The sequence below is a fragment of the Candidatus Izemoplasmatales bacterium genome, from assembly GCA_041649275.1.
Classification (GTDB): Bacteria; Bacillota_I; Bacilli_A; order Izemoplasmatales; family Hujiaoplasmataceae; genus UBA12489.
The window spans coordinates 1-19,310 of sequence record JBAZNL010000019.1 but is presented as its reverse complement, the minus strand read 5'-3'; the positions used below and the strand labels follow the sequence as shown (position 1 = coordinate 19,310).

At 61.6% G+C, this 19,310-nt stretch carries 22 protein-coding genes; 18 read left to right on the top strand and 4 right to left on the bottom strand.

Annotated features, from left to right (window positions below):
• Positions 1-14 precede the first annotated feature (14 nt).
• The 3 genes from WC509_08135 to mtaB all read left to right on the top strand — a co-directional run bounded on the left by WC509_08135 (position 15) and on the right by mtaB (position 2,597).
• The gene (locus WC509_08135; GenBank protein MFA5007411.1) at positions 15-482 is read left to right on the top strand and encodes a thioredoxin family protein; all 468 of its coding nucleotides are present in this window, start codon (positions 15-17) and stop codon (positions 480-482) included.
• A 79-nt stretch (positions 483-561) separates the two neighbouring features.
• Entirely contained in the window at positions 562-1,296 is a 735-nt protein-coding gene (locus tag WC509_08130) for an RsmE family RNA methyltransferase (GenBank protein ID MFA5007410.1), read from the top strand.
• Positions 1,293-2,597, top strand: coding sequence for a tRNA (N(6)-L-threonylcarbamoyladenosine(37)-C(2))-methylthiotransferase MtaB (gene mtaB / locus WC509_08125; protein MFA5007409.1), 1,305 nt, complete (start codon positions 1,293-1,295; stop codon positions 2,595-2,597). The genes WC509_08130 and mtaB overlap by 4 nt, the downstream gene beginning before the upstream one ends.
• 14 nt (positions 2,598-2,611) lie before the next feature.
• Here the strand turns inward: mtaB and WC509_08120 are convergent, their stop codons facing one another.
• A complete protein-coding gene (locus WC509_08120) occupies positions 2,612-3,316 on the bottom strand; it encodes a hypothetical protein (protein MFA5007408.1) in 705 nt (234 codons plus the stop codon).
• Between the two features lie 141 nt (positions 3,317-3,457).
• On the opposite strand from WC509_08120, the gene rpsU reads away from it, so the two are divergent.
• The 13 genes from rpsU (at position 3,458) to WC509_08055 (ending at position 14,658) form a co-directional block, all read left to right on the top strand.
• Entirely contained in the window at positions 3,458-3,631 is a 174-nt protein-coding gene (rpsU, locus tag WC509_08115) for a 30S ribosomal protein S21 (protein ID MFA5007407.1), read from the top strand.
• A gap of 126 nt (positions 3,632-3,757) precedes the next feature.
• Positions 3,758-4,717 (top strand): PhoH family protein, encoded by a 960-nt coding sequence (locus WC509_08110; protein MFA5007406.1) that lies wholly within the window; start codon positions 3,758-3,760, stop codon positions 4,715-4,717.
• Positions 4,704-5,138, top strand: a complete 435-nt coding sequence (gene ybeY, locus WC509_08105; protein ID MFA5007405.1) for an rRNA maturation RNase YbeY — start codon at positions 4,704-4,706, stop codon at positions 5,136-5,138. The genes WC509_08110 and ybeY overlap by 14 nt, the downstream gene beginning before the upstream one ends.
• 5 nt (positions 5,139-5,143) lie before the next feature.
• The gene (gene cdd / locus WC509_08100) at positions 5,144-5,536 is read left to right on the top strand and encodes a cytidine deaminase (GenBank protein MFA5007404.1); all 393 of its coding nucleotides are present in this window, start codon (positions 5,144-5,146) and stop codon (positions 5,534-5,536) included.
• Positions 5,536-6,435: a GTPase Era gene (era, locus tag WC509_08095; GenBank protein MFA5007403.1), complete on the top strand. Its 900-nt coding sequence runs from the start codon at positions 5,536-5,538 to the stop codon at positions 6,433-6,435. The genes cdd and era overlap by 1 nt, the downstream gene beginning before the upstream one ends.
• Positions 6,436-6,439: 4 nt before the next feature.
• On the top strand, positions 6,440-7,156 hold the full coding sequence (gene recO, locus WC509_08090) for a DNA repair protein RecO (GenBank protein MFA5007402.1): 717 nt from the start codon (positions 6,440-6,442) through the stop codon (positions 7,154-7,156).
• A gap of 135 nt (positions 7,157-7,291) precedes the next feature.
• Positions 7,292-8,668, top strand: a complete 1,377-nt coding sequence (locus tag WC509_08085) for a glycine--tRNA ligase (protein ID MFA5007401.1) — start codon at positions 7,292-7,294, stop codon at positions 8,666-8,668.
• A gap of 34 nt (positions 8,669-8,702) precedes the next feature.
• Positions 8,703-10,490 carry a DNA primase gene (dnaG, locus tag WC509_08080; GenBank protein ID MFA5007400.1) on the top strand — a complete coding sequence of 596 codons (1,788 nt, stop codon included), beginning with the start codon at positions 8,703-8,705 and terminating at the stop codon, positions 10,488-10,490.
• Complete coding sequence (gene rpoD / locus WC509_08075) at positions 10,469-11,836, top strand: RNA polymerase sigma factor RpoD (protein MFA5007399.1); 1,368 nt, start codon at positions 10,469-10,471, stop codon at positions 11,834-11,836. The genes dnaG and rpoD overlap by 22 nt, the downstream gene beginning before the upstream one ends.
• Before the next feature lies 1 nt (position 11,837).
• Complete coding sequence (locus WC509_08070; GenBank protein MFA5007398.1) at positions 11,838-12,491, top strand: class I SAM-dependent methyltransferase; 654 nt, start codon at positions 11,838-11,840, stop codon at positions 12,489-12,491.
• A complete protein-coding gene (locus WC509_08065) occupies positions 12,488-13,252 on the top strand; it encodes a Nif3-like dinuclear metal center hexameric protein (protein MFA5007397.1) in 765 nt (254 codons plus the stop codon). The genes WC509_08070 and WC509_08065 overlap by 4 nt, the downstream gene beginning before the upstream one ends.
• Positions 13,253-13,350: 98 nt before the next feature.
• Positions 13,351-14,202 carry a DegV family protein gene (locus WC509_08060; GenBank protein ID MFA5007396.1) on the top strand — a complete coding sequence of 284 codons (852 nt, stop codon included), beginning with the start codon at positions 13,351-13,353 and terminating at the stop codon, positions 14,200-14,202.
• 24 nt (positions 14,203-14,226) lie between these two features.
• A complete protein-coding gene (locus tag WC509_08055) occupies positions 14,227-14,658 on the top strand; it encodes a MarR family winged helix-turn-helix transcriptional regulator (GenBank protein ID MFA5007395.1) in 432 nt (143 codons plus the stop codon).
• A 98-nt stretch (positions 14,659-14,756) separates the two neighbouring features.
• Here the strand turns inward: WC509_08055 and WC509_08050 are convergent, their stop codons facing one another.
• Positions 14,757-14,924 (bottom strand): 4Fe-4S binding protein, encoded by a 168-nt coding sequence (locus tag WC509_08050; protein MFA5007394.1) that lies wholly within the window; start codon positions 14,922-14,924, stop codon positions 14,757-14,759.
• Between the two features lie 178 nt (positions 14,925-15,102).
• Here WC509_08050 and WC509_08045 point away from each other — a divergent pair, with 178 nt between their 5' ends.
• A complete protein-coding gene (locus WC509_08045; GenBank protein ID MFA5007393.1) occupies positions 15,103-15,327 on the top strand; it encodes a YneF family protein in 225 nt (74 codons plus the stop codon).
• Between the two features lie 100 nt (positions 15,328-15,427).
• Here the strand turns inward: WC509_08045 and WC509_08040 are convergent, their stop codons facing one another.
• Both WC509_08040 and plsY read right to left on the bottom strand, forming a co-directional pair.
• The gene (locus WC509_08040; GenBank protein MFA5007392.1) at positions 15,428-16,438 is read right to left on the bottom strand and encodes a hypothetical protein; all 1,011 of its coding nucleotides are present in this window, start codon (positions 16,436-16,438) and stop codon (positions 15,428-15,430) included.
• A 127-nt stretch (positions 16,439-16,565) separates the two neighbouring features.
• A complete protein-coding gene (plsY, locus tag WC509_08035) occupies positions 16,566-17,207 on the bottom strand; it encodes a glycerol-3-phosphate 1-O-acyltransferase PlsY (protein MFA5007391.1) in 642 nt (213 codons plus the stop codon).
• Positions 17,208-17,321: 114 nt separating this feature from the next.
• Here plsY and parE point away from each other — a divergent pair, with 114 nt between their 5' ends.
• Positions 17,322-19,262 carry a DNA topoisomerase IV subunit B gene (gene parE, locus WC509_08030; protein MFA5007390.1) on the top strand — a complete coding sequence of 647 codons (1,941 nt, stop codon included), beginning with the start codon at positions 17,322-17,324 and terminating at the stop codon, positions 19,260-19,262.
• Positions 19,263-19,310: the final 48 nt, after the last annotated feature.

The window sequence follows — 19,310 nt, the reverse complement described above, 5'->3', positions numbered from 1 at the left end:
AGGCGGATCGCACCATGACCATCAGACGGCTCCTCTTCCCCCTCCTGACCCTCCTCGTCGGCTTCGCCCTCGTCGCCTGCCAGACGGCGACGACCACCTTGGGCGGCCCCGACTACGACGACTTCGACTACATCGAGGACTACGACGAGGTCTTCAACCGCCGCGAGGGCACCTACATCGTCTACCTCTATTCGGAATCCTGCTATACCTGCAATTCGATCAAGGACGAAGTGCTCGCCTTCGCCGGCGCGTACGCCGACCGCACGATCTATTTCCTCAACGTCGACAACGCCACCGCGACAAAGGAGACCGTTTTTCTGACGACCCTCGGTAAAAACGAGGTCGGCACGCCGACACTGCTCCTGATCAAGGACAGCGGCTTCGACAAGAACGCCTCCTCGCGCTACTTCTTCACCGGCTCCTCGCCGATCCTGTCAATCATCAACGACCTCGAGAACGGCGACTATCCGTATTGGAACTGAACAAGCGAAGCGGCCCGACGAGGGCCGCTTCCCTTTTCCAAACATGACTTCGTGTGGTACAATGGGGACGGTGATGGACATGCAGCGATACTTCGTGGAAAACGCCGCCGTATGCGGAACGGAAGTCCGGATCGCGGGCGGCGACTTGCATCATATCAGGAACGTCATGCGGATGAAGCCGGGAGCGGAGGTCCACGTCGTCGACGGGGACGGGCGCGCCCTTCTTTGCGTCTTGCGCGCCTTCGAACCCGACGCGGCCGTCTTCGCCGTCGTCCGGGAACTGGAAACGAAGGCGTCGGGTCCCTTCGTCGGGATCGCCCAGGCGCTCATCCGGAAGGACCGGTTCGAATGGATGATCGAGAAGGCGACCGAACTCGGCGCCGCCGAGATCGTCCCGACCGTCTTCTCCCGTTCCGTCGTGAAACTCGAACCTGCCGACGAACCCCGCAAGCTCGAACGCTACCGGGCGATCGCCAAGGAGGCGGCGGAACAGTCGCGCCGCACCGCGATCCCGTCGATCCGTCCCGTCGCGAAGCTCGCGGACCTGCCGTTCTCGGACTACGACCGGGTCTATGTCTGTTACGAGGCGTCCGGGACCGAGGACATGCTCTTCCGCGTCGTGAAGCCGGCGGACCTCGACGGAAAGCTCCTGTTCATCGTCGGACCCGAGGGCGGGATCGCCCCCGACGAACTCGACTTCCTGAAATCACGCGGATGCGTCGTCTGCGGCCTCGGGAGCCGGATCCTGCGCTCCGAGACCGCCTCGATGTACGTGCTGTCGGCACTCGACGCGCTCTTCGAGGCATCGCGGTGAAGGCCGCCTTCCTCACCCTCGGCTGCAAGGTCAACGGCTACGAGACCGAAGCTGTCGCGGAACTCTTCAAGGTGCGCGGCTTCGAACTCGCGCGTCCGGGCGAAACCGCCGACGTGGTCGTCGTCAACACCTGCACGGTCACGAACATCGGCGATTCGAAGTCGCGCCAGACGATCCGCGGCGCCGTCCGCGACCATCCCGGCGCGGCCGTCGTGGTGATGGGCTGCTACTCCCAGCTGCAGCAGGAGAAGGTCGCCGCGATCGAAGGGGTCTCCGTCGTCCTCGGGACGAAGGACCGGCATCTGGCCCCCCTCTACGTCGAGGAATACCTGAAGACGAAAACGCCGATCGTGCGCGTCTCGCCTTTGTCCGTCGGCGACGGCTTCGAGGGGATGACGATCCGCCGGTTCGACCGGCATCGCCGCGCCTTCCTCAAGATCGAGGACGGTTGCGACAATTTCTGCTCGTACTGCGTGATCCCGTACGCCCGCGGACGCGTCCGCTCGAAGGACCCCGCGACGGTCCTCGACGAGGCCAGGCGGCTTTGCGAGAACGGGTACCATGAGATCGTCCTCACCGGGATCCACACCGGCGGCTACGGGAAGGACCTTGACGGATACCGTTTCGCCGATCTCCTTGACGACCTCGCGAAGATCGAAGGAATCGAGCGGATCCGCATCTCCTCGATCGAGGAGAGCGAACTCACCGAGGAGGTCGTGGACGCGATCGCGTCGAATCCTCTCTTCGCGAACCATCTTCACATCCCGCTTCAAAGCGGTTCGGACAAGATTCTGAGGGCGATGAACCGGCGCTACCTGACTGCCGACTACGCCCGGAAAATCGCGTCCCTGCGCGCCCGGATCCCCGGTCTGTCGGTCACGACCGACGTCATCGCCGGCTTCCCCGGGGAGACGGAAGAGGACTTCGAGAATTCACTTTCCTTCATCAAGCGAATCGGCTTCTCCGAGTTGCACGTGTTCCCCTTCTCGCGCCGCGACGGCACCGCGGCGGCGAAGCTGCCCGACGATGTCGGCGCGATCGAAAAGAAGCGGCGCGTCCAGCGGCTGCTCGACCTTTCGGACGAGATGGCGAAAGCGTTCGTCCGCTCCCAGGTGGGGACGTGCATGGTCGCGATCCCCGAGGGATCCGCGGACGGGTGGCTCACGGGTCATACCGGGAACTACCTCCGGGTCCGCTTTCCGGGCGATCCTTCCCGAATCGGGAAGCCGGTGGCGGTCCGGTTGACGGGAGAAGCATATCCCATCTCCCCGGCCGTCATGGATGATCCGACGCCCGCATGAAAAATGAAAGCCGGTCAGCGACCGGCTTTCGACATCTTCTGGATTTTCTTCGCCTTGATCATTTCGACCTTCTGCTGGGCCTTCTGTTCGCGCTTGGAGAGTTTCTTCTCCTTGATCTTGCGCTTCACGTGACGGGTGTCCTTGACGATCTCGTAGGTCAGGGTGTAGTCATTTTCGTTGTTCTTGAAACGGAACGGGGCGGCTTCGTTAATGTTCATCGGCAGTTCGAAGAGGAAGCCGATGAGCGGATTGAGCATCTGGTACTTGTTCGTCGCCTTGATCAGGCCGTCGACCTTGCGCCGCTTGTCCCACTTGTAGAGGACCTTGTCGTATTCGTCGAGGAGCACGATCGCGAGCTGGTTCTTGTTCCGGTCGGGAGAGATGAACGATTTCAGAAGGACGAGTTCGGGAAGGTTCTTCACATAATAGTCGAAGTACTTCTTGACGGCCCGCTTGCCCTTCGCTTTGAGCGACTTGAAGGTGTTCGTGTCGTCCCTCACGTAGTTCTTGATGACGTTCTCGATCAGGAGGTTGGAGTTGTAGTGCTTGGTGATCGTCTTGTCCATCCGCTTGTAGAACGCCTTGTACCGGGATGCGTACTGCGTCTTGTTGAAGACGGTCACGAGGATCGCTAAAACGGCGATCGCGGCCACCGCGATGCCGGCCACCACCATCCAGTTGTCAAGCAGCGTCGATATGTCGAACAGGGAATAATGCATCACAATCACCTCGTCATGGTCTACCTAAAATGATACCACACGAGGCGCTCCATTTAAACTCGTTTCGATAAATATTTGTTTACATTTTTAAGGAAATACAGTATAATCCTAAGTGGTAAAAAAGAAAAGGGGTGAAAGCACATGGCAAAAACGGTCGTTAGAGAAAACGAGTCCATCGAAGACGCGCTGCGCCGCTTCAAGCGTGACGTCTCCCGTGCCGGAACCCTTGCTGAAGCGAGGAAACGCGAGTACTACCTGAAACCGAGCGTCTCCAAGAAGCTGAAGGCGAAAGAGAACAAGACGCGTAAAGGCTGAATCCAGAAAGCACTTCCTCGAGAAGTGCTTTTTTTCCCTCGAAAAACCGCGACTTGATCGGCAATCCCGCGTATTATGTTATAATAATCAATGAAAGACGAAGGAGTGGTGCGATCGATGACCGACTTGACCAGACTTGACCTGAATCTGTCGACGGTATCCGAAATGGTCCGCATTTTGGGCACGAACGACAAGTACCTGAAACTGCTCTCAAGCCTGTACAAGTTCGAGATGTACGCCGGGAACAACCAGATTCTGGCGGACACGCACGACGAGGCCGCGATCGCCGAACTCACCCGCATGCTCGCGATCCTGAAGACGCTCGCGCATCGCAACGTCTTCTTCAACGAACGCGATGTCATCTATCTCAAAAACCTCCTCCCGACGGTCTCCGACGACGAGATCCACGACCTCTTCCTGAACCGCCGCGAGATCATCAAGAACTACGCCGGCAAGCCGATCTACGCCAAGACCCTGAACCAGAAGAAGTACCTCGAGGCGATCGAGAAGAACGACGTCGTCCTCGGCATCGGTCCCGCCGGCACCGGCAAGACCTACCTCGCCGTCCTCGTCGGGATCAGGAAGCTGCGCGACGGCGACGTCAAGCAGATCATCCTCACCCGTCCCGCCGTCGAAGCCGGCGAGAACCTCGGCTTCCTGCCCGGCGACATGAAGGAGAAGGTCGACCCATACCTCCGACCGCTCTACGACGCCCTCAACGAAGTGCTCGGCGTCAAGACCGCGCAGACGATGATCGAGCAGGGCACGATCGAGATCGCGCCGCTCGCCTACATGCGCGGCCGTACGCTCGAGAACGCCTACGTGATCCTCGACGAGGCGCAGAACACGACCGCCAACCAGATGAAGCTCTTCCTCACCCGCCTCGGCTTCGGTTCGAAGATGATCGTCACCGGCGACGTCACCCAGAGCGACCTGCCCAAGCACGTCGAACCGGGCCTCGTCAAGGCGGCGCGGATCCTCGGCGACGTCCCCGGGATCGCGATCCAGCTCTTCGACAAGATCGACGTCGTCCGCCATCCGCTCGTCCAGACCATCCTCGAGAGGTTCGAACATGCTCAGGATTAACTTCGTGAACCAGTTCGACGACCAGGACGCCCTCTATCTCCCGACGATCGAGACGGCGCTGAAGCAGGCGTATAAGACGCTCCGCCTGCATGGCAGGAGGATCATCTCGATCATCCTCGTCGACGACGAGGAGATCCGCCGGATCAACGCCGAATACCGCAAGATCGATCGCGTCACCGACGTGATCAGCTTCGACAACCAGGACGGCGGAACCGAACTCGGCGACGTCTTCATCTCCGTGCCGCGCGCGAAGGAACAGGCCGAATCCTTCGGACACCCGTTCACGCGCGAGCTCGGCTTCCTCGCCGTCCACGGTTTTCTGCACTGCACCGGCTACGACCACATGACGCCGGAAGACGAAAAAACGATGTTCGCGCTCCAGGAGACGATCCTCCAGGCGTGCGGACTGAGGAGGAACTGACTCGTATGGACAAACTCTACCAGATCGCCCGCGACAACATCAAGAACAGCTATTCGCCCTACTCGAAATTCGCCGTCTCGGCCGTCCTCGAACTCAAGGACGGCACCCTTTTCAAAGGCGTGAACATCGAGAACGCGGCCTACGGCCTCAGCAACTGCGCCGAACGGAGCGCCATCTACGCCGCTTATTCCCAGGGCGTCCGGAAGGCGGACATCCGCCGCATCCTGGTCTACACCGACCATCCGTATTTCGTCTCGCCGTGCGGCTCCTGCCGCCAGGTGCTGCGCGAACTGATGGAGGACGACGCCCAGGTCGTGCTCGCCAACAACAAGGGCGAACTCAAGGAATTCCGGAACGCCGACCTGCTTCCCGCGGCCTTCACCGAGGGCGACCTCTGATGTTCCGATCCGGTTTCGTCACGATCATCGGCGAACCGAACGTCGGCAAGTCGACGTTCCTCAACACCGTCCTCGGACGCAAGGTGGCGATCGTCTCGAACAAGCCGCAGACGACCCGCGACCTCATCACCGGCATCTACGAGGACAACGAGTCGCAGATCGTCTTCATCGACACCCCCGGCATCCACCACGGTCAGACGAAGCTCGGCGAGTACATGACGACGGCCGCCGTGAACACGGTCCGTTCGGTCGATCTCGTGCTCTTCATGGTGAACGCCTACGATGACGTCAAGCATGAGAACATCGAGATTCTGAAAAACCTAAAAAGCGCGAAAACGCCCGTTTTCCTGATCATCAACAAGATCGACGCGATCAAGGACTGGAAGCGGCTCCAGACCGCCGCCGACGCGTACAAGGCCGCCTTCGAATTCAAGGGTGCGTACGGCGTCTCGGCGCTGACCGGCCAGAACGTCGAAGCCCTCGTCGACGACATCAAGGCGACCTTCGAGGAAGGCCCGCGGTTCTATCCGCAGGGGTCGGTCACCGACCGTCCCGAATCGTTCCTCGTCGGCGAACTGATCCGCGAGAAGATCCTCGAACTCACCAGCGAGGAGATCCCGCACGCCGTCATGGTCGTCGTCGACCAGATGAAGATGAACGGCGTCAAGACTACCATGGGAATCCACGCCTCGATCGTCGTCGAGCGTCCCGGCCAGAAGGCGATCATCATCGGAAACCGGGGGGAGATGCTGAAGAAGATCGGCACCCTCGCCCGCCTCGACATCGAGGAACTGCTCGGCACGAAGGTCTTCCTCGAACTTTTCGTGAAGGTCGAACCCGACTGGCGCAACCGCGAATACTATCTCAAGAACTACGGATACAAACCCGAAAAGGGGTGAGCGGATGGCCTCGTTCGAAGCCCTGATCCTGAAGCAGATCCCGTTCAAGGAATCGAGCAAGATCCTCCACGTCTACACCGCCGAGGGGATGAAGTCGCTTCTCGTCCACGGCGCGAAGAAACTCGGCTCCCCTTACCTGTCCGCTTCCGAGAACCTGAACCTGGTGGTCTTCCATGCGGTCGGGAAGGAGATCCTGACGGTCACCGACGCCGACCTCGCCGACGGCTATCCGGCGATCAAAGCCGACCTCGTCCGCCTCACCTGCGCCCAGCATCTCGCCGAGCTCGTGCACGGATTCGGGGAAGGCGACTACGACCACGCCAAGTTCTTCGCCTTCGTGAAGAAGATCATGGCGCGGCTCGCGGCCGACGACCATTACCTCGACTACCTGCACATGCTCGAACTCAAGTACCTCCACCTGCTCGGCGTCGCCCCGGCGTTCTCCGCCTGCGCCGCCTGCGGGCGGACCGACGGGCTCACCTTCCGGGTCCGGTCCGGCGGACTGGCATGTCCCGACCACGCCGAGGGACCGGCGGCGTCCGACGAAGCCTTCCGCTGGCTCCGGACGCTGTACCTGTTCGACCTCCGGGAACCGCTCGCGGACCATCCGTCGGAAGCGGTGACCGCGGAGATCCGCCGCGTCCTCGACGACTGGTACGCCTACCATCTCAACTTCCGCTCCAAATCGCGTTCCGTCCTGTCCGGATTGCTCGGGTACTGACCCGACGATCCGGTTTTGTTTCGCCCGGATGCGGGCGGCCGTTTCACCGCCGGCTTTCCGATAACGCCTTGACTTTACGTATTTTGAATATATAATTATTATGAGTCATTATGCGGTTTTGGGAGGAAGGACACCATGAGGATCACGCTCGACCAGCTCGTCACCTACGCCAAGCAGTACGGATTCGTCTTCCAGGGTTCGGAAATCTACGGCGGTCTCGCCAACACCTGGGATTACGGTCCCCTCGGCGTCGAACTGAAGAACAACGTCAAGAAGGCGTGGTGGGAGGCGTTCGTCTCGCAGAACCCCTACAACGTCGGACTCGACTCGTCGATCATCCTGAATCCGGAGACCTGGGTGGCCTCCGGACATTTGAAGTCGTTCCAGGATCCGCTCATGGACTGCAAGTCGTGCAAGTCGCGCCACCGCGCCGACAAGCTGATCGAGGCCTTCACCAAGGGCGCCGTCGACGCCGACGGCTGGGACAAGAAGACGATGTACGACTACATCGTCGAACACAAGATCAAGTGCCCGGTCTGCGGCGCCGTCGACTACACCGAGATCCGCGAGTTCAACCTCATGTTCAAGACCTTCCAGGGGGTCGTCGAGGACGCCAAGTCGACGATCTACCTGCGGCCGGAGACGGCCCAGGGGATCTTCCTGAACTTCAAGAACGTCCAGCGCGCCTCCCGCCGGAAGATCCCGTTCGGGATCGGCCAGATCGGGAAGTCCTTCCGCAACGAGATCACCCCCGGCAACTTCGTCTTCCGGACCCGCGAGTTCGAACAGATGGAACTGGAGTTCTTCGTGAAGCCCGGCACCGAACTCGAATGGTTCGCATACTGGAAGAAGTTCGCCGTCGACTTCCTCAAGTCGCTCGGACTCAAGGAGGAGAACATCCGCCTCTACGACCATCCGAAGGAGAAGCTCTCGTTCTACTCGAACGCCACGACCGACGTCCACTACAACTTCCCGTGGGGCTTCGACGAACTGTGGGGCATCGCCTCCCGCACCGACTACGACCTCAAGGCGCACATGACCCATTCCGGCGAAAGCCTCGAATACCTCGATCCAGAGACCAACGAGAAGTACGTCCCGTACTGCGTCGAACCCTCGCTCGGCGTCGAACGCCTCGTGATGGCGGCGCTCTGCGACGCCTACGACGAGGAGCCGGTCGAAGGCACGACCGAGTCGCGCATCGTCCTCAGACTCTCGCCGAAGCTCGCGCCGGTGAAGGTCGCCGTGCTTCCGCTCATGAAGAAGTTCCACGTCGAGAAGGCGAACGAGATCTACGCCATGCTCGTGAAGAAGTTTTCGACCCAGTACGACGACGCCGGCAACATCGGCAAGCGCTACCGCCGCCAGGACGCGATCGGCACCCCGTACTGCGTCACGATCGACGAGGAGACGCTCACCGTCGGCACCGTCACGGTCCGCGACCGCGACGCCATGACCCAGGTCAAGGTGCCGGTGGTCGAACTGACCGCCTGGCTCGAAGCGCATCTGAACTGAACCCGGATCGAATCTTGTCGGAGGAGGTGGTTCCATGGCTCCCATCAGCCAGCAGTCGATCGACGCGATCATGAACGCGGTCGATATCGTCGACGTCGTCGGCGAGTACGTGAAGCTCCAGCCCGCCGGCAAGAACTACAAGGGCCTCTGCCCGTTCCACTCCGAGAAGACCCCGTCCTTCTTCGTCTCTCCCGAGAAGCACATCTTCCACTGCTTCGGATGCGGCGAGAAGGGCAACGCCGCCGCCTTCCTGCAGAAGTACAAGAACATCACCTGGCCGGAGGCGATGAAGGAACTCGCCGACCGCCACGGCATCCCGCTGGAACTCGACCGGAAATACGGCCCGGACGAGTCGTTTCAGCGTTATTACGAGATCAACTCGACGGCCACCGACTTCTACGCGCTCGCGCTCACAAACTCGGCCGAAGGCAAGCCCGCGCTCGAGTATCTCCTGAACCGCGGCCTCGACCTCCGCACGATCCAGCAGTTCGAACTCGGCTTCGCCCCCGATGCGGCCGACCAGCTCTACCGCAACCTGAAGGGGCGGTACCAGGAGCTCGACATGCTTCAGATCGGGCTGATCAAGAAGAACGCCGAAGGCAACTACTACGACCTCTTCCGCAACCGCGTGATGTTCCCGATCAGGAACGAGTACGGCAAGGTCGTCGCCTTCTCCGGCCGGCTCTACCGGAAGGCGGAGAACGAGCCGAAGTACGTGAACAGCCCGTTCACCGAGATTTTCACGAAGGGCGAGACGGTCTACAACCTCGACCGCGCCCAGCCGGCGATCAAGACGGCGAAGCGGGTCTTCCTCTACGAGGGCTTCATGGACGTCATCGCCTCCGTGAACGCCGGCGTCCGCGAGGCGGTCGCCTCGATGGGCACCGCGCTCACGCCGGCCCAGGCGAACCTCCTCAAGCGCTACGCCGACAAGGTCGTGCTCTGCTACGACGGCGACGCCCCGGGCTTCGAGGCGATGGGCAAGGCGATCCCGATCCTCGAGGAGGCGAAGCTCGAAGTCACGATCCTCCTGCTTCCCGAAGGACTCGACCCCGACGAGTACTGCCGCAAGTATTCGCCGGCGAAGTACCGCGCGTACGTCGAGGAGAACCAGGCCGACAAGTACGAGTTCGCCTACCAGCGTCTCGTGCGCCACGCCGACCTCCGCCGTCCGGCGGCGGTCGAGAAGGTCAAGCTCGACCTCTTCGACTGGCTCATCCGGGAAAACTCGGGGACATTGATCCGCACCTTCGTCGAGAAGCTCGCGGCCGACCTGAAGATCGACGTCGAGACCCTGATGTCCGACTTCCGCGCCTACGGCTTCACGAAGAACCTGAAGCTCACCCGGGCGGCCGAACGCGGGAAGACCGGCGGCGTCGCCCGGCTCGACCGCAACTACACGGCCGAAGTGTACCTGATGAACTACTATTTCCAGAACGTCCAGTACCGCAACCGGATCGAAGCCGAACTCACGCCGTATTTCGTCCGCGACGACTTCCTCAAGGTCGTCCTGCTCGAAGTGCAGGACATCCTCGAGGTCCATCCGGGCGCCGACCTCGTCGCCGAGATCGGCCGCCGCATGACGAACGACCGCCGCCGCGAGTTCGACGCGATCATCGTCGCGAAGCTCGAGTATTCCGAGAAGGGCCTCGCCGAATGCATCACGACGCTCAAGTCGCGCGGCTTCGACGACCGCATCAAGGAACTCGAATCGGAGCGCGAGGGTCTCGCCAAGGACGACCCCGCGTATCTTGCGAAATCCGAAGAAATCCGCAACCTCAGGAAAGGAAGAGAAAGCCTATGGAAAAGAACGACATCCTGAAGAAACTCATCGCCCTGAACGAGAAGCAGGGATACGTCACCCTCGACGACATCAAGAAGTACGCCCCCGAGGAGTCGATCCTCTTCGACGACCTGCAGATGATGCTCGAGGAAGAGGGCGTCTACGCCGAGGCCGTCGCTCCGGAAACCGTCGACGAACCCGAAGAGGAAGAAACGGAAGAGGCGGCGATTCCGGCCGACGAACCGTTCGAGGAAGAACTCCTCGACGAGGTCGAGCCCGAAGGCCCGGCGACTCCCGAGGAGGCCGCAGCCGCCGAGGAGGAGGACGACTTCATCGACCTCGACGAACTCTCCGACGCCGACATCTCCGAAGACGAGCTGCTCGACTTCGTCGACTACGCGAAGGAGATCGAAGAGGAACTGATGCGCGAGAAGCAGTACGACTCGAGCGTCTCGATCAAGGTCGACGATCCTGTCCGCATGTACCTGAAGGAGATCGGCCGCGTCGAACTCCTCTCCAACGATGAAGAATACGAACTCGCCACCCTGATCTCGCGAGCCCGCAAGGCGAAGGATGCCTACGACGCCCGCGTCCAGGCCGGCGAGACCGTTCCCGACGAGGAACGCGTCGAGGTCGAGGAACTCTACAAGCGCGGCCAGTTCTCCGAGAAGAAGCTGGTCGAGGCCAATCTCCGCCTCGTCGTCTCGATCGCGAAGCGCTACGTCGGCCGGGGAATGCAGTTCCTCGACCTGATCCAGGAAGGCAACATGGGCCTGATGAAGGCCGTCTACAAGTTCGACCACACCAAGGGCTTCAAGTTCTCGACCTACGCGACCTGGTGGATCCGCCAGGCCATCACCCGCGCGATTGCCGACCAGGCGCGCACGATCCGGATCCCGGTCCACATGGTCGAGACCATCAACAAGCTCGTGCGCACCCAGCGCACGCTCACCCAGAAGCTGCGCCGCGAACCGTATCCGGACGAGGTCGCGGCCGAGATGAAGATCTCGGTCGAGAAGGTCCAGATCATCCAGAAGGTCGCGCAGGAACCGATCTCGCTCGAGAGCCCGGTCGGCGAGGAGGAGGACTCTTCGCTCGGCGACTTCATCGCCGACCCGGACACACTCACCCCCTACGAGTACACCTCCAAGGAGATGCTGAAGCGCGAGCTCGACGCCGTCCTCGAGACCCTCACGGATCGCGAGGAGAAGGTCCTCCGCATGCGCTTCGGCCTGCTCGACGGCCGCACTCGGACGCTCGAGGAGGTCGGCAAGGAATTCGGCGTGACGCGCGAGCGCATCCGCCAGATCGAAGCCAAGGCGCTCCGCAAGCTCCGCCATCCTTCGCGCTCCAAGAAGCTGAAGGATTTCACCAACAACCACTAGGATGGCCGATCTCGGTCCGAGGCTCGAAGCGGCGCTCGCCTTCGTACCCGCAGCCGAAAGGCTCGCCGACGTCGGCGCCGACCATGGTTTCCTCGCGATCGAGGCCGTCGCCCGCGGGAAGGCGAAGGCCGCGCTCGCGATCGACGACAAGCCCGGTCCCCTGTCGAAGGCGACCGGAAACGTCGCCCGCGCCGGGTTGTCCGACCGCATCGAAACCGTCCTTCGGGACGGCCTGCCTGCAGGGCACGGCTGCGACGTCGTCTGCGTCCTCGGCATGGGCGGCGCGATGATCCGAAGAATCCTCGAAACCGCAGACCTCACGAGCGTCCGCCGGCTCGTCCTCGGACCCCAGTCCGAGGCGGCCGTCGTCCGCGCCTGGCTCGAGGAACACGATTATGCGATCGAGCGCGAGGCGTTTCTCGCCGAACGCGGGAAGCACTACCAGATCCTCTCCGCCGTCCCCGGACGGATGGCGCTTTCGGACGCGGAGCGCGAGTTCGGGCCGCTGATCCTCAAGGAACGAAACGAAGCCTTCCGCACCTACGTCGCGGGACTGATCGACGCGCTGGAGCGCGGCCGCGCCGCCGCGGTCGATCCCCTCAAGCGGCGTCTCCTCCAGATCCGCATCGACTTTCTCAGGGAGCTGATTCCATGAACCTTTCCGACATCACGAAACATCTCGAAACGAAGTATCCGAAGACGCTTGCCTACGACTGGGACAACGTCGGCCTCCAGGTCGGCTCGCTCAACCGGAAGGCGTCCGTCGTCCTCGTCACGCTCGACGTGACGAAGGAGGTCGTGAAGGAAGCGATCGCCCTCAAGGCCGACCTGATCGTGACCCACCATCCGCTCATCTTCAAGCCGGTCGCCTCGATCGCGACCGAGAGTCCGCGCGGCTGGATGATCGACAGGCTCGTCAAGAACGACGTCGCGCTCTACGCCATGCACACCAACTACGACCTCGCCGAAGGCGGGATGAACGACCGGCTCGCGAAGCTGATCGGGATCCGCGAGCCGAAGCTGCTCGACGAGGAGGAACGCATCGGCCGCTACGGCGACGTCGACCCGCAGCCGATGTCGCAGGCGATCATGAAGATCAAGGCCGCCCTCGGCGTCTCGACGGCGCGCTTCATCGGCACCCTCGACAGAAACGTGTCCGTCATCGGCGTCTCCGGCGGTTCCGGATCGAACCACGTCGGCCAGGCCAAGCGTCGCGGCTGCGACCTCTACGTGACCGGCGACGTCACCTACCACACCGCCCTCGACTGCGTCCAGATGGGACTCTCCGTCCTCGACGTCGGCCACTACGCCGAGAAGGTCTTCAAGGCCGCGATCGCGGAAGAACTCGCCGCCGCCTTCCCCGACGTCCGGATCGTCGCCTCCGCAATCGAGACCGATCCGTACGAAACCGTGTGAAATCGCATCCATTCCGCTTGCTTTTCGTTTCCGCTCATGGTATATTATTGTTTGAAATTCAAAGTAAAGTCAGACAATGACGACAAGGAGCGAAGACAATGGGTAAAATCGGCATCGCCGTGTGCGGCAATTCGGGCATCGATTACGCCGTCCACGACAAGCGCATCAGGATCTTTCGATCGGTCCTGATGGTCGAAGACAAGGAATACGAGGATTTCGTCGACATCAACGCCGACGACTTCTACGCCATGCTGGTCAAGAATCCGGAACTGAACGTGCGCACGGCGCAGACCTCGACCGGCAACATCCTCAAGATGTACGAGGAGATGCATGCCTCCGGCTGCGACGAGATCATCGCGATCACGATCTCCGAGAAGCTCTCCGGCACGTACCAGAACGCGGTCCTGGCCGCGAAGATGATCGAGGGCGTCAAGGTGCACGTCTTCGATTCCCGCACGGTCGCCTATCCCGAAGCGAAGATGGCCTTTACCGCGCAGAAGCTCGCCGACCAGAACGTCCCGGCCGAGAAGATCCTCGAGGAACTCGGGAAGATCCGCGACGGCCAGCACATCTTCGTCGCCGTCGATACCCTCAAGTACCTCGTCAAGAACGGCCGCCTCTCGAACGCCGCCGGCTTCTTCGGGACGCTCCTCAAGCTCAAGCCGCTGCTCGAGGTCTCGAAGGAAGGCAAGGTCGTGACCATCGAGAAGATCCGCACCACTTCCAAGGCCCGCGAGGCGATGGTCGAGCGCTTCCTCGGCGAAGTCGCCGGGAAGACCGTCGAGAGCTTCATCGTCTACACCAACAACTTCAACGAAGTCGCCGACCTGAAGGACGAGCTCGAAGAGAAGCACGGCCTGAAGGACGTCAAGCTCGTGCCCCTCACCCCGGTCGTCGGCTGCCATGCCGGCCCCGGCACGATGGGACTCGGCTACATCGTCGTCCAGTAAGAAGCGAAAAGGAGAACCGACCCCATGAGCGAAGCCAAGAAACTGATCAACGAACTGCTCGTCGAGATTTTCAACCGCATCCTGGCCATCGAGGAGGAGGCGCTGCGTCAAGCCGGCGTGCCCCTTTCGATGACGGAGATCCACGTGCTCGAGGCGGTCGAGAACGTCCCCGAGCCGTCGATGACGGCGATCGCGGCCAAACTCGGGATCACCGTCGGCTCGCTCACGACCTCCGTCGCGACGCTCGCGAACAAGGGCTACGTGCTGCGCCGCCGTCCCGACGTCGACCGCCGCAAGGTGCTCGTCGAGCTCACCCCGGCCGCGCATCGGACGCTTGAGATCCACGCGAAGTTCCACGCCGGCATGATCGACTCGATCTTCGAGGACCTCAAGGTCGAGGAGGACGAGGTGCTGCTCGCCTCGCTCCGCCGCGTCGCCGCCTATTTCCGCAAGTAGTCCGATGAAAAAATCCCGAGGCCGGGTTGAACCGGCATCGGGATTTTTCCTTCCATGGAACCAAAAGACGACGCGCTCGGCGTCGTCTCTTGGTTCCGCTATTCGGCGATGATGCAGCTGACCGGGCAGTTCGCTTCGCAGACGCCGCAGTCGATGCACTGATCGGCATCGATGACGTAGATGGCGCCCTCGGCGATGCAGTCCACGGGGCAGTTCGACTTGCAGGTTCCGCAGGCGATGCAGGTGTCCAGGATCTTTCTCGGCATGGTGACCCTCCAAAGGATGTTGTTTGTGGCACGAAACCATTGTAACCGAAAGCGGTCCGTTTGTAAAGGTCCAAAGGGAAAGGACGGCGGTGAAACCGCTCCCCGCGCCGTCGAATGTACTTGCCAAAACGGGTCGTCGTTTGATACAATGGTATCGTGTCGAAAGGTGGTATGAGTCATGGTCGAACTGCAGCTCTGGATCGTCATCGTCGTTCCCATCCTCCTCCTGCTCGGAGGGGGCATCGCGGGGTTCTTCATCTCGCGGAACGTCTTCAAGAAGTATCTCGAGAAGAATCCTCCCGTCAACGAGAACATGATCCGTGCGATGATGTCCCAGATGGGCCGGACTCCGTCCGAGAAACAGGTACGCCAGGTCATGGCGTCGATGAAGCAGGCGAAGTGAATCGGTTCGGCGCGTCCCCCGGGACGCGCCTTTTTTCCATCGGCGAAAAAAAGGGGACGAAGCTTGCGGGCTTCGTCCCCTTCGTCGTATTCCGTGCGATTCAGTTCCCGCCGGTCCCGTTCGTCTGGGACGTCTGGGTGGTCTGGGTGGTCTGCGTGGTCGTCGTCCCCTTCTGGTAGTCGTCGATCTCGTCCTCCAACTCCGCCTTGCGGGTCTGGGTCTGGTTGCGCCACGCCTCGACGGCCTGGGCATGCTCGCTCACGCGGGCGTTGTAGGTCGTACGGGTCTGTTCCTGGAGCTGGACCGAATCCGCGTGGTAGGTGTCGCGGAGCGCGGCGAGTTCCGCATGGAAGGCATCGACGAGAGCCGCAAGTTCGCTTTCGAGCGCGGCGGTGTCCCCGCCCTCGCCTTCGACGGTGGCGATCTGGGCCTCGAGGGCCTCGATCTGCGGCAGGTACTCTTCCTTGATCAGGTCGCGTTCCGCCTGGAACGCGTCCTTGAGCGCCTGGGCGACGTCCTTGTTCGCCTGCTTCATGGTCTTGACCCGGGCCATGAGCTCGGTCGGGGTCATCGCGACCGCATCCTCGATCGCAAGCGTGTCGTCGAGGTCGCAGACGCGTTTCGCCAGCTGGTACTGGGCGGGCGAGACGCCGAGGGCGCCGGCCTGGGCGGCGGTCGAGCCGTCGTACGCCTTGTCCTGGGCCTTGCCCATCATCCCGCGGTTCATGAAGGCTTCGTCGATCGATTCCTTCACGCGGGTCCTCACGGTTTCGCCGAGTTCGGCGTTTTCCGAAATCGCGGAGACGGAAACGACCGTCTCGGCGGCTTCGATGTCGATGAAGCCGAGGTCGATCGCCTTGTCGACGATCATCTCGATCGCGTCGGCGGACTTTTCGCCGATCAGGTCGAGTTCGAGGAGCAGGACCTCGCCGTCCTCGTTGAGCGCGCTGGCATCGAGGACCTTGTCGTTGCCGGAGACGGTCAGATCGATGCTGGGGTTGATGTCGAGTGTGACGTAGGTGTCGTCCGCGGAGACGCTTGCGCAGCCGACGAAGATGCCGATGGCGATCGCCGCCATCGCGAATCCGACGATGAGTTTCTTGAGTGACATGGTTGGAACCTCCCTTCAGGTTTCATCAAATATACGGATTTCGTGACGGAAATATTGAACTTGAGTGAAGAAAACTAAAAAAAAGACATTCCGGAAACAGCGACGTCGAATGAAAAAGGCCCCCTTCTCAGGAAGCCTTCTTGAAGAAACGGTCGATCAGGTCGAAGAGATGCACCTTGTTCTCGGTACCTGCCCTGAGCCGGCGGTAGTTCGCGCGGTGGCGGTAGACGATGACCGCGGCGACGAACGCGGTCGCGATCACGAGTCCGAGGTCGGCTTTCCAGAGAAAATGCCGGAGGGTCACGAAGAGGACCGCGGACAGCGCGCCGACGGTCGAGGAGACCGAAACGTAGCGGGTCAGGTATTCGGTGACGAGGAAGACGCCGAGGAGGCCGAGCGCGAGCAACGGTTCATACGCGAGCAACAGGCCGAACGACGAGGCCACGCCCTTCCCGCCCTTGAAGGAAAGCCAGACGGGGAAGCAGTGACCGAGGACCGAGGCGACGCCGTAGACGACCGGATGGAAGAGTTCGACCCCGTCGAACAGCCGCGTATGCAGGATGAGGAAGACGATCAGGCCGCTCTTCAGGGTGTCCGCGAAGAGCACGGCAAAGCCGATCGGACGTCCGAAGACGCGGAAAGCGTTCGTCGTGCCGAGGTTGCCGGATCCGTACTTGCGGATGTCCTTGCCCTGGAAGAGCAGTCCGAGGATGAGCGAGAACGGGATCGAGCCGAGCAGGTAGGCGACGGCGAGCAGGATGAAGTTCACGTTATTCCCCCCTTTCCATGGGCATCATTATATCACGCGCGCAGCCGAATTAAAGTATAAATATGGTGAAAGTTTTGGTATAATGGAAGCGAGAAAAACGAAGGGGACGGCAGCATGAGCGAGAAAATCACGAACACCTACAACGCCCAATCGATCCAGATCCTCGAAGGCCTCGAAGCGGTCCGCAAGCGCCCCGGCATGTACGTCGGCAGCACCGACGCGCGCGGACTCCACCATCTCGTCTGGGAAATCGTCGACAATTCGATCGACGAGGTCCTCGCCGGGTACGGTTCGAGCATCAAGGTCGTCATCAAGGAAGACAACTCCGTCGTCGTCAGCGACGACGGTCGAGGCATGCCCGTCGACATGCACAGTTCCGGCATGTCCGCGGTCGAGGTCATCTTCACGAAGCTCCACGCCGGCGGCAAGTTCGGCGGCGAGGGCGGCGCCTACAAGGTGTCCGGCGGCCTCCACGGCGTCGGCGCCTCGGCGGTCAACGCCCTGTCGGAGTTCCTCGAGGTCACCGTCCACCGCGACGGCCTGATGTACCAGATGCGCTTCGAGCGGGGCAAGAAGGTCAAGGACCTGATCGTCATCGGCGAATCGCGCAAGGTCGGTTCGGAAGTGTGGTTCAAGCCCGATCCGACGATCTTTTCGACGACGCTCTTCAACTTCCAGACGCTCCAGGAGCGCCTGAGAGAGAGCGCGTTTCTCGTCAAGGGACTGCGCATGCAGCTCGTCGACGAACGCTCCAAGACGCGCGAGACGTACCTCTACAACGACGGCCTGAAGGCCTTCGTCGACTACCTCAACACCGCCAAGACGGTCCTCCACCCGACCCACTTCTTCGAGGGCAAGGCCAACCAGATCGAGGTCGAGGTCGCCTTCCAGTACGCCAAGATCTACAATGAGAACATCATCAGCTTCGTCAACAACGTCCGCACCAAGGACGGCGGCACCCACGAGACCGGCCTCAAGTCGGCCTTCACCAAGGTGATGAACGACTACGCCCGCAAGATGAACCTGATCAAGGAGAAGGACGAGGGCCTCGACGGCGCCGACATCCGCGAGGGCCTCACCGCGATCATCTCCGTCCGCATCCCGGAAAACCTCCTTCAGTTCGAAGGCCAGACGAAGAACAAGCTCGGCAGTCCCGAAGCCCGTCCGGCCGTCGAGACGGTCGTGAACGAGCAGCTTTTGACCTTCCTCGTCGAATCGCCGCAGCTCTCCTCCTCGCTCGTCGAGAAGGCGCTTCAGGCACGCAACGCCCGCGACGCCGCCCGCAAGGCGCGCGACGACGCGCGGCTCGTGAAGAAGGTCTCGAAGACCGAGACGATCCTCTCCGGCAAGCTCTCTCCCGCCGGCACCAAGAACCCGAAGGTGAACGAGCTCTTCCTGGTCGAGGGCGATTCCGCCGGCGGCTCCGCCAAGCAGGGCCGCGACCGCCGCTTCCAGGCGATCCTACCGCTTCGCGGGAAGGTCATCAACTCCGAGAAGCAGAAGATGGAGGACGTCCTCAAGAACGAGGAGATCTCGACGATCATCGCGACCGTCGGCGCCGGCCTCGGCGGCGACTTCCGGATCGAGAAGTCCAACTACGACAAGATCATCATCATGACCGACGCCGACACCGACGGCGCCCACATCCAGGTCCTCCTGATCACGTTCTTCTTCCGCTACATGCGTCCGCTCGTCGAGGCGGGACGCCTCTACATCGCCCTCCCGCCGCTCTACAAGATCACGAAGATCGGCAAGAAGGAGGAGGTCCGGTACGCCTGGACCGAGGAGGACCGCGAAGAGATCTGCAAGACCTTCCGGACCTACAACATCCAGCGTTACAAGGGCCTCGGCGAGATGAACGCGCCGCAGCTCTGGGACACCACCATGAACCCCGAGACGCGCACGCTCGTCCGCGTGCACGTCGAGGACCTCGCCGACGCCGAGAGTCGGATCTCGATCCTGATGGGCGACGACGTCGAACCGCGCAAGGAATGGATCGACACGAACGTCTCGTTCGCCGACGAGGACGACTACGAGATCGGGGAGGGCGCATGATGGCCTCCGTCAAGAACAAGGTCGAGAAGTTCGTCGAGGAGAAGATCA

Bases quoted from the DNA above. Each gene is read 5' to 3' on its own strand.
- WC509_08085 (MFA5007401.1), top strand. From the start codon at position 7,292: ATGAGGATCACGCTCGACCAGCTCGTCACCTACGCCAAGCAGTACGGA.
- rpsU (MFA5007407.1), top strand. From the start codon at position 3,458: ATGGCAAAAACGGTCGTTAGAGAAAACGAGTCCATCGAAGACGCGCTG.
- WC509_08065 (MFA5007397.1), top strand. From the start codon at position 12,488: ATGAACCTTTCCGACATCACGAAACATCTCGAAACGAAGTATCCGAAG.
- WC509_08040 (MFA5007392.1), bottom strand. From the start codon at position 16,438: ATGTCACTCAAGAAACTCATCGTCGGATTCGCGATGGCGGCGATCGCC.
- dnaG (MFA5007400.1), top strand. From the start codon at position 8,703: ATGGCTCCCATCAGCCAGCAGTCGATCGACGCGATCATGAACGCGGTC.
- WC509_08135 (MFA5007411.1), top strand. From the start codon at position 15: ATGACCATCAGACGGCTCCTCTTCCCCCTCCTGACCCTCCTCGTCGGC.
- ybeY (MFA5007405.1), top strand. From the start codon at position 4,704: ATGCTCAGGATTAACTTCGTGAACCAGTTCGACGACCAGGACGCCCTC.
- WC509_08045 (MFA5007393.1), top strand. From the start codon at position 15,103: ATGGTCGAACTGCAGCTCTGGATCGTCATCGTCGTTCCCATCCTCCTC.
- cdd (MFA5007404.1), top strand. From the start codon at position 5,144: ATGGACAAACTCTACCAGATCGCCCGCGACAACATCAAGAACAGCTAT.
- parE (MFA5007390.1), top strand. From the start codon at position 17,322: ATGAGCGAGAAAATCACGAACACCTACAACGCCCAATCGATCCAGATC.
- WC509_08130 (MFA5007410.1), top strand. From the start codon at position 562: ATGCAGCGATACTTCGTGGAAAACGCCGCCGTATGCGGAACGGAAGTC.
- era (MFA5007403.1), top strand. From the start codon at position 5,536: ATGTTCCGATCCGGTTTCGTCACGATCATCGGCGAACCGAACGTCGGC.
- WC509_08120 (MFA5007408.1), bottom strand. From the start codon at position 3,316: ATGCATTATTCCCTGTTCGACATATCGACGCTGCTTGACAACTGGATG.
- recO (MFA5007402.1), top strand. From the start codon at position 6,440: ATGGCCTCGTTCGAAGCCCTGATCCTGAAGCAGATCCCGTTCAAGGAA.
- rpoD (MFA5007399.1), top strand. From the start codon at position 10,469: ATGGAAAAGAACGACATCCTGAAGAAACTCATCGCCCTGAACGAGAAG.
- WC509_08055 (MFA5007395.1), top strand. From the start codon at position 14,227: ATGAGCGAAGCCAAGAAACTGATCAACGAACTGCTCGTCGAGATTTTC.
- WC509_08050 (MFA5007394.1), bottom strand. From the start codon at position 14,924: ATGCCGAGAAAGATCCTGGACACCTGCATCGCCTGCGGAACCTGCAAG.
- WC509_08070 (MFA5007398.1), top strand. From the start codon at position 11,838: ATGGCCGATCTCGGTCCGAGGCTCGAAGCGGCGCTCGCCTTCGTACCC.
- WC509_08060 (MFA5007396.1), top strand. From the start codon at position 13,351: ATGGGTAAAATCGGCATCGCCGTGTGCGGCAATTCGGGCATCGATTAC.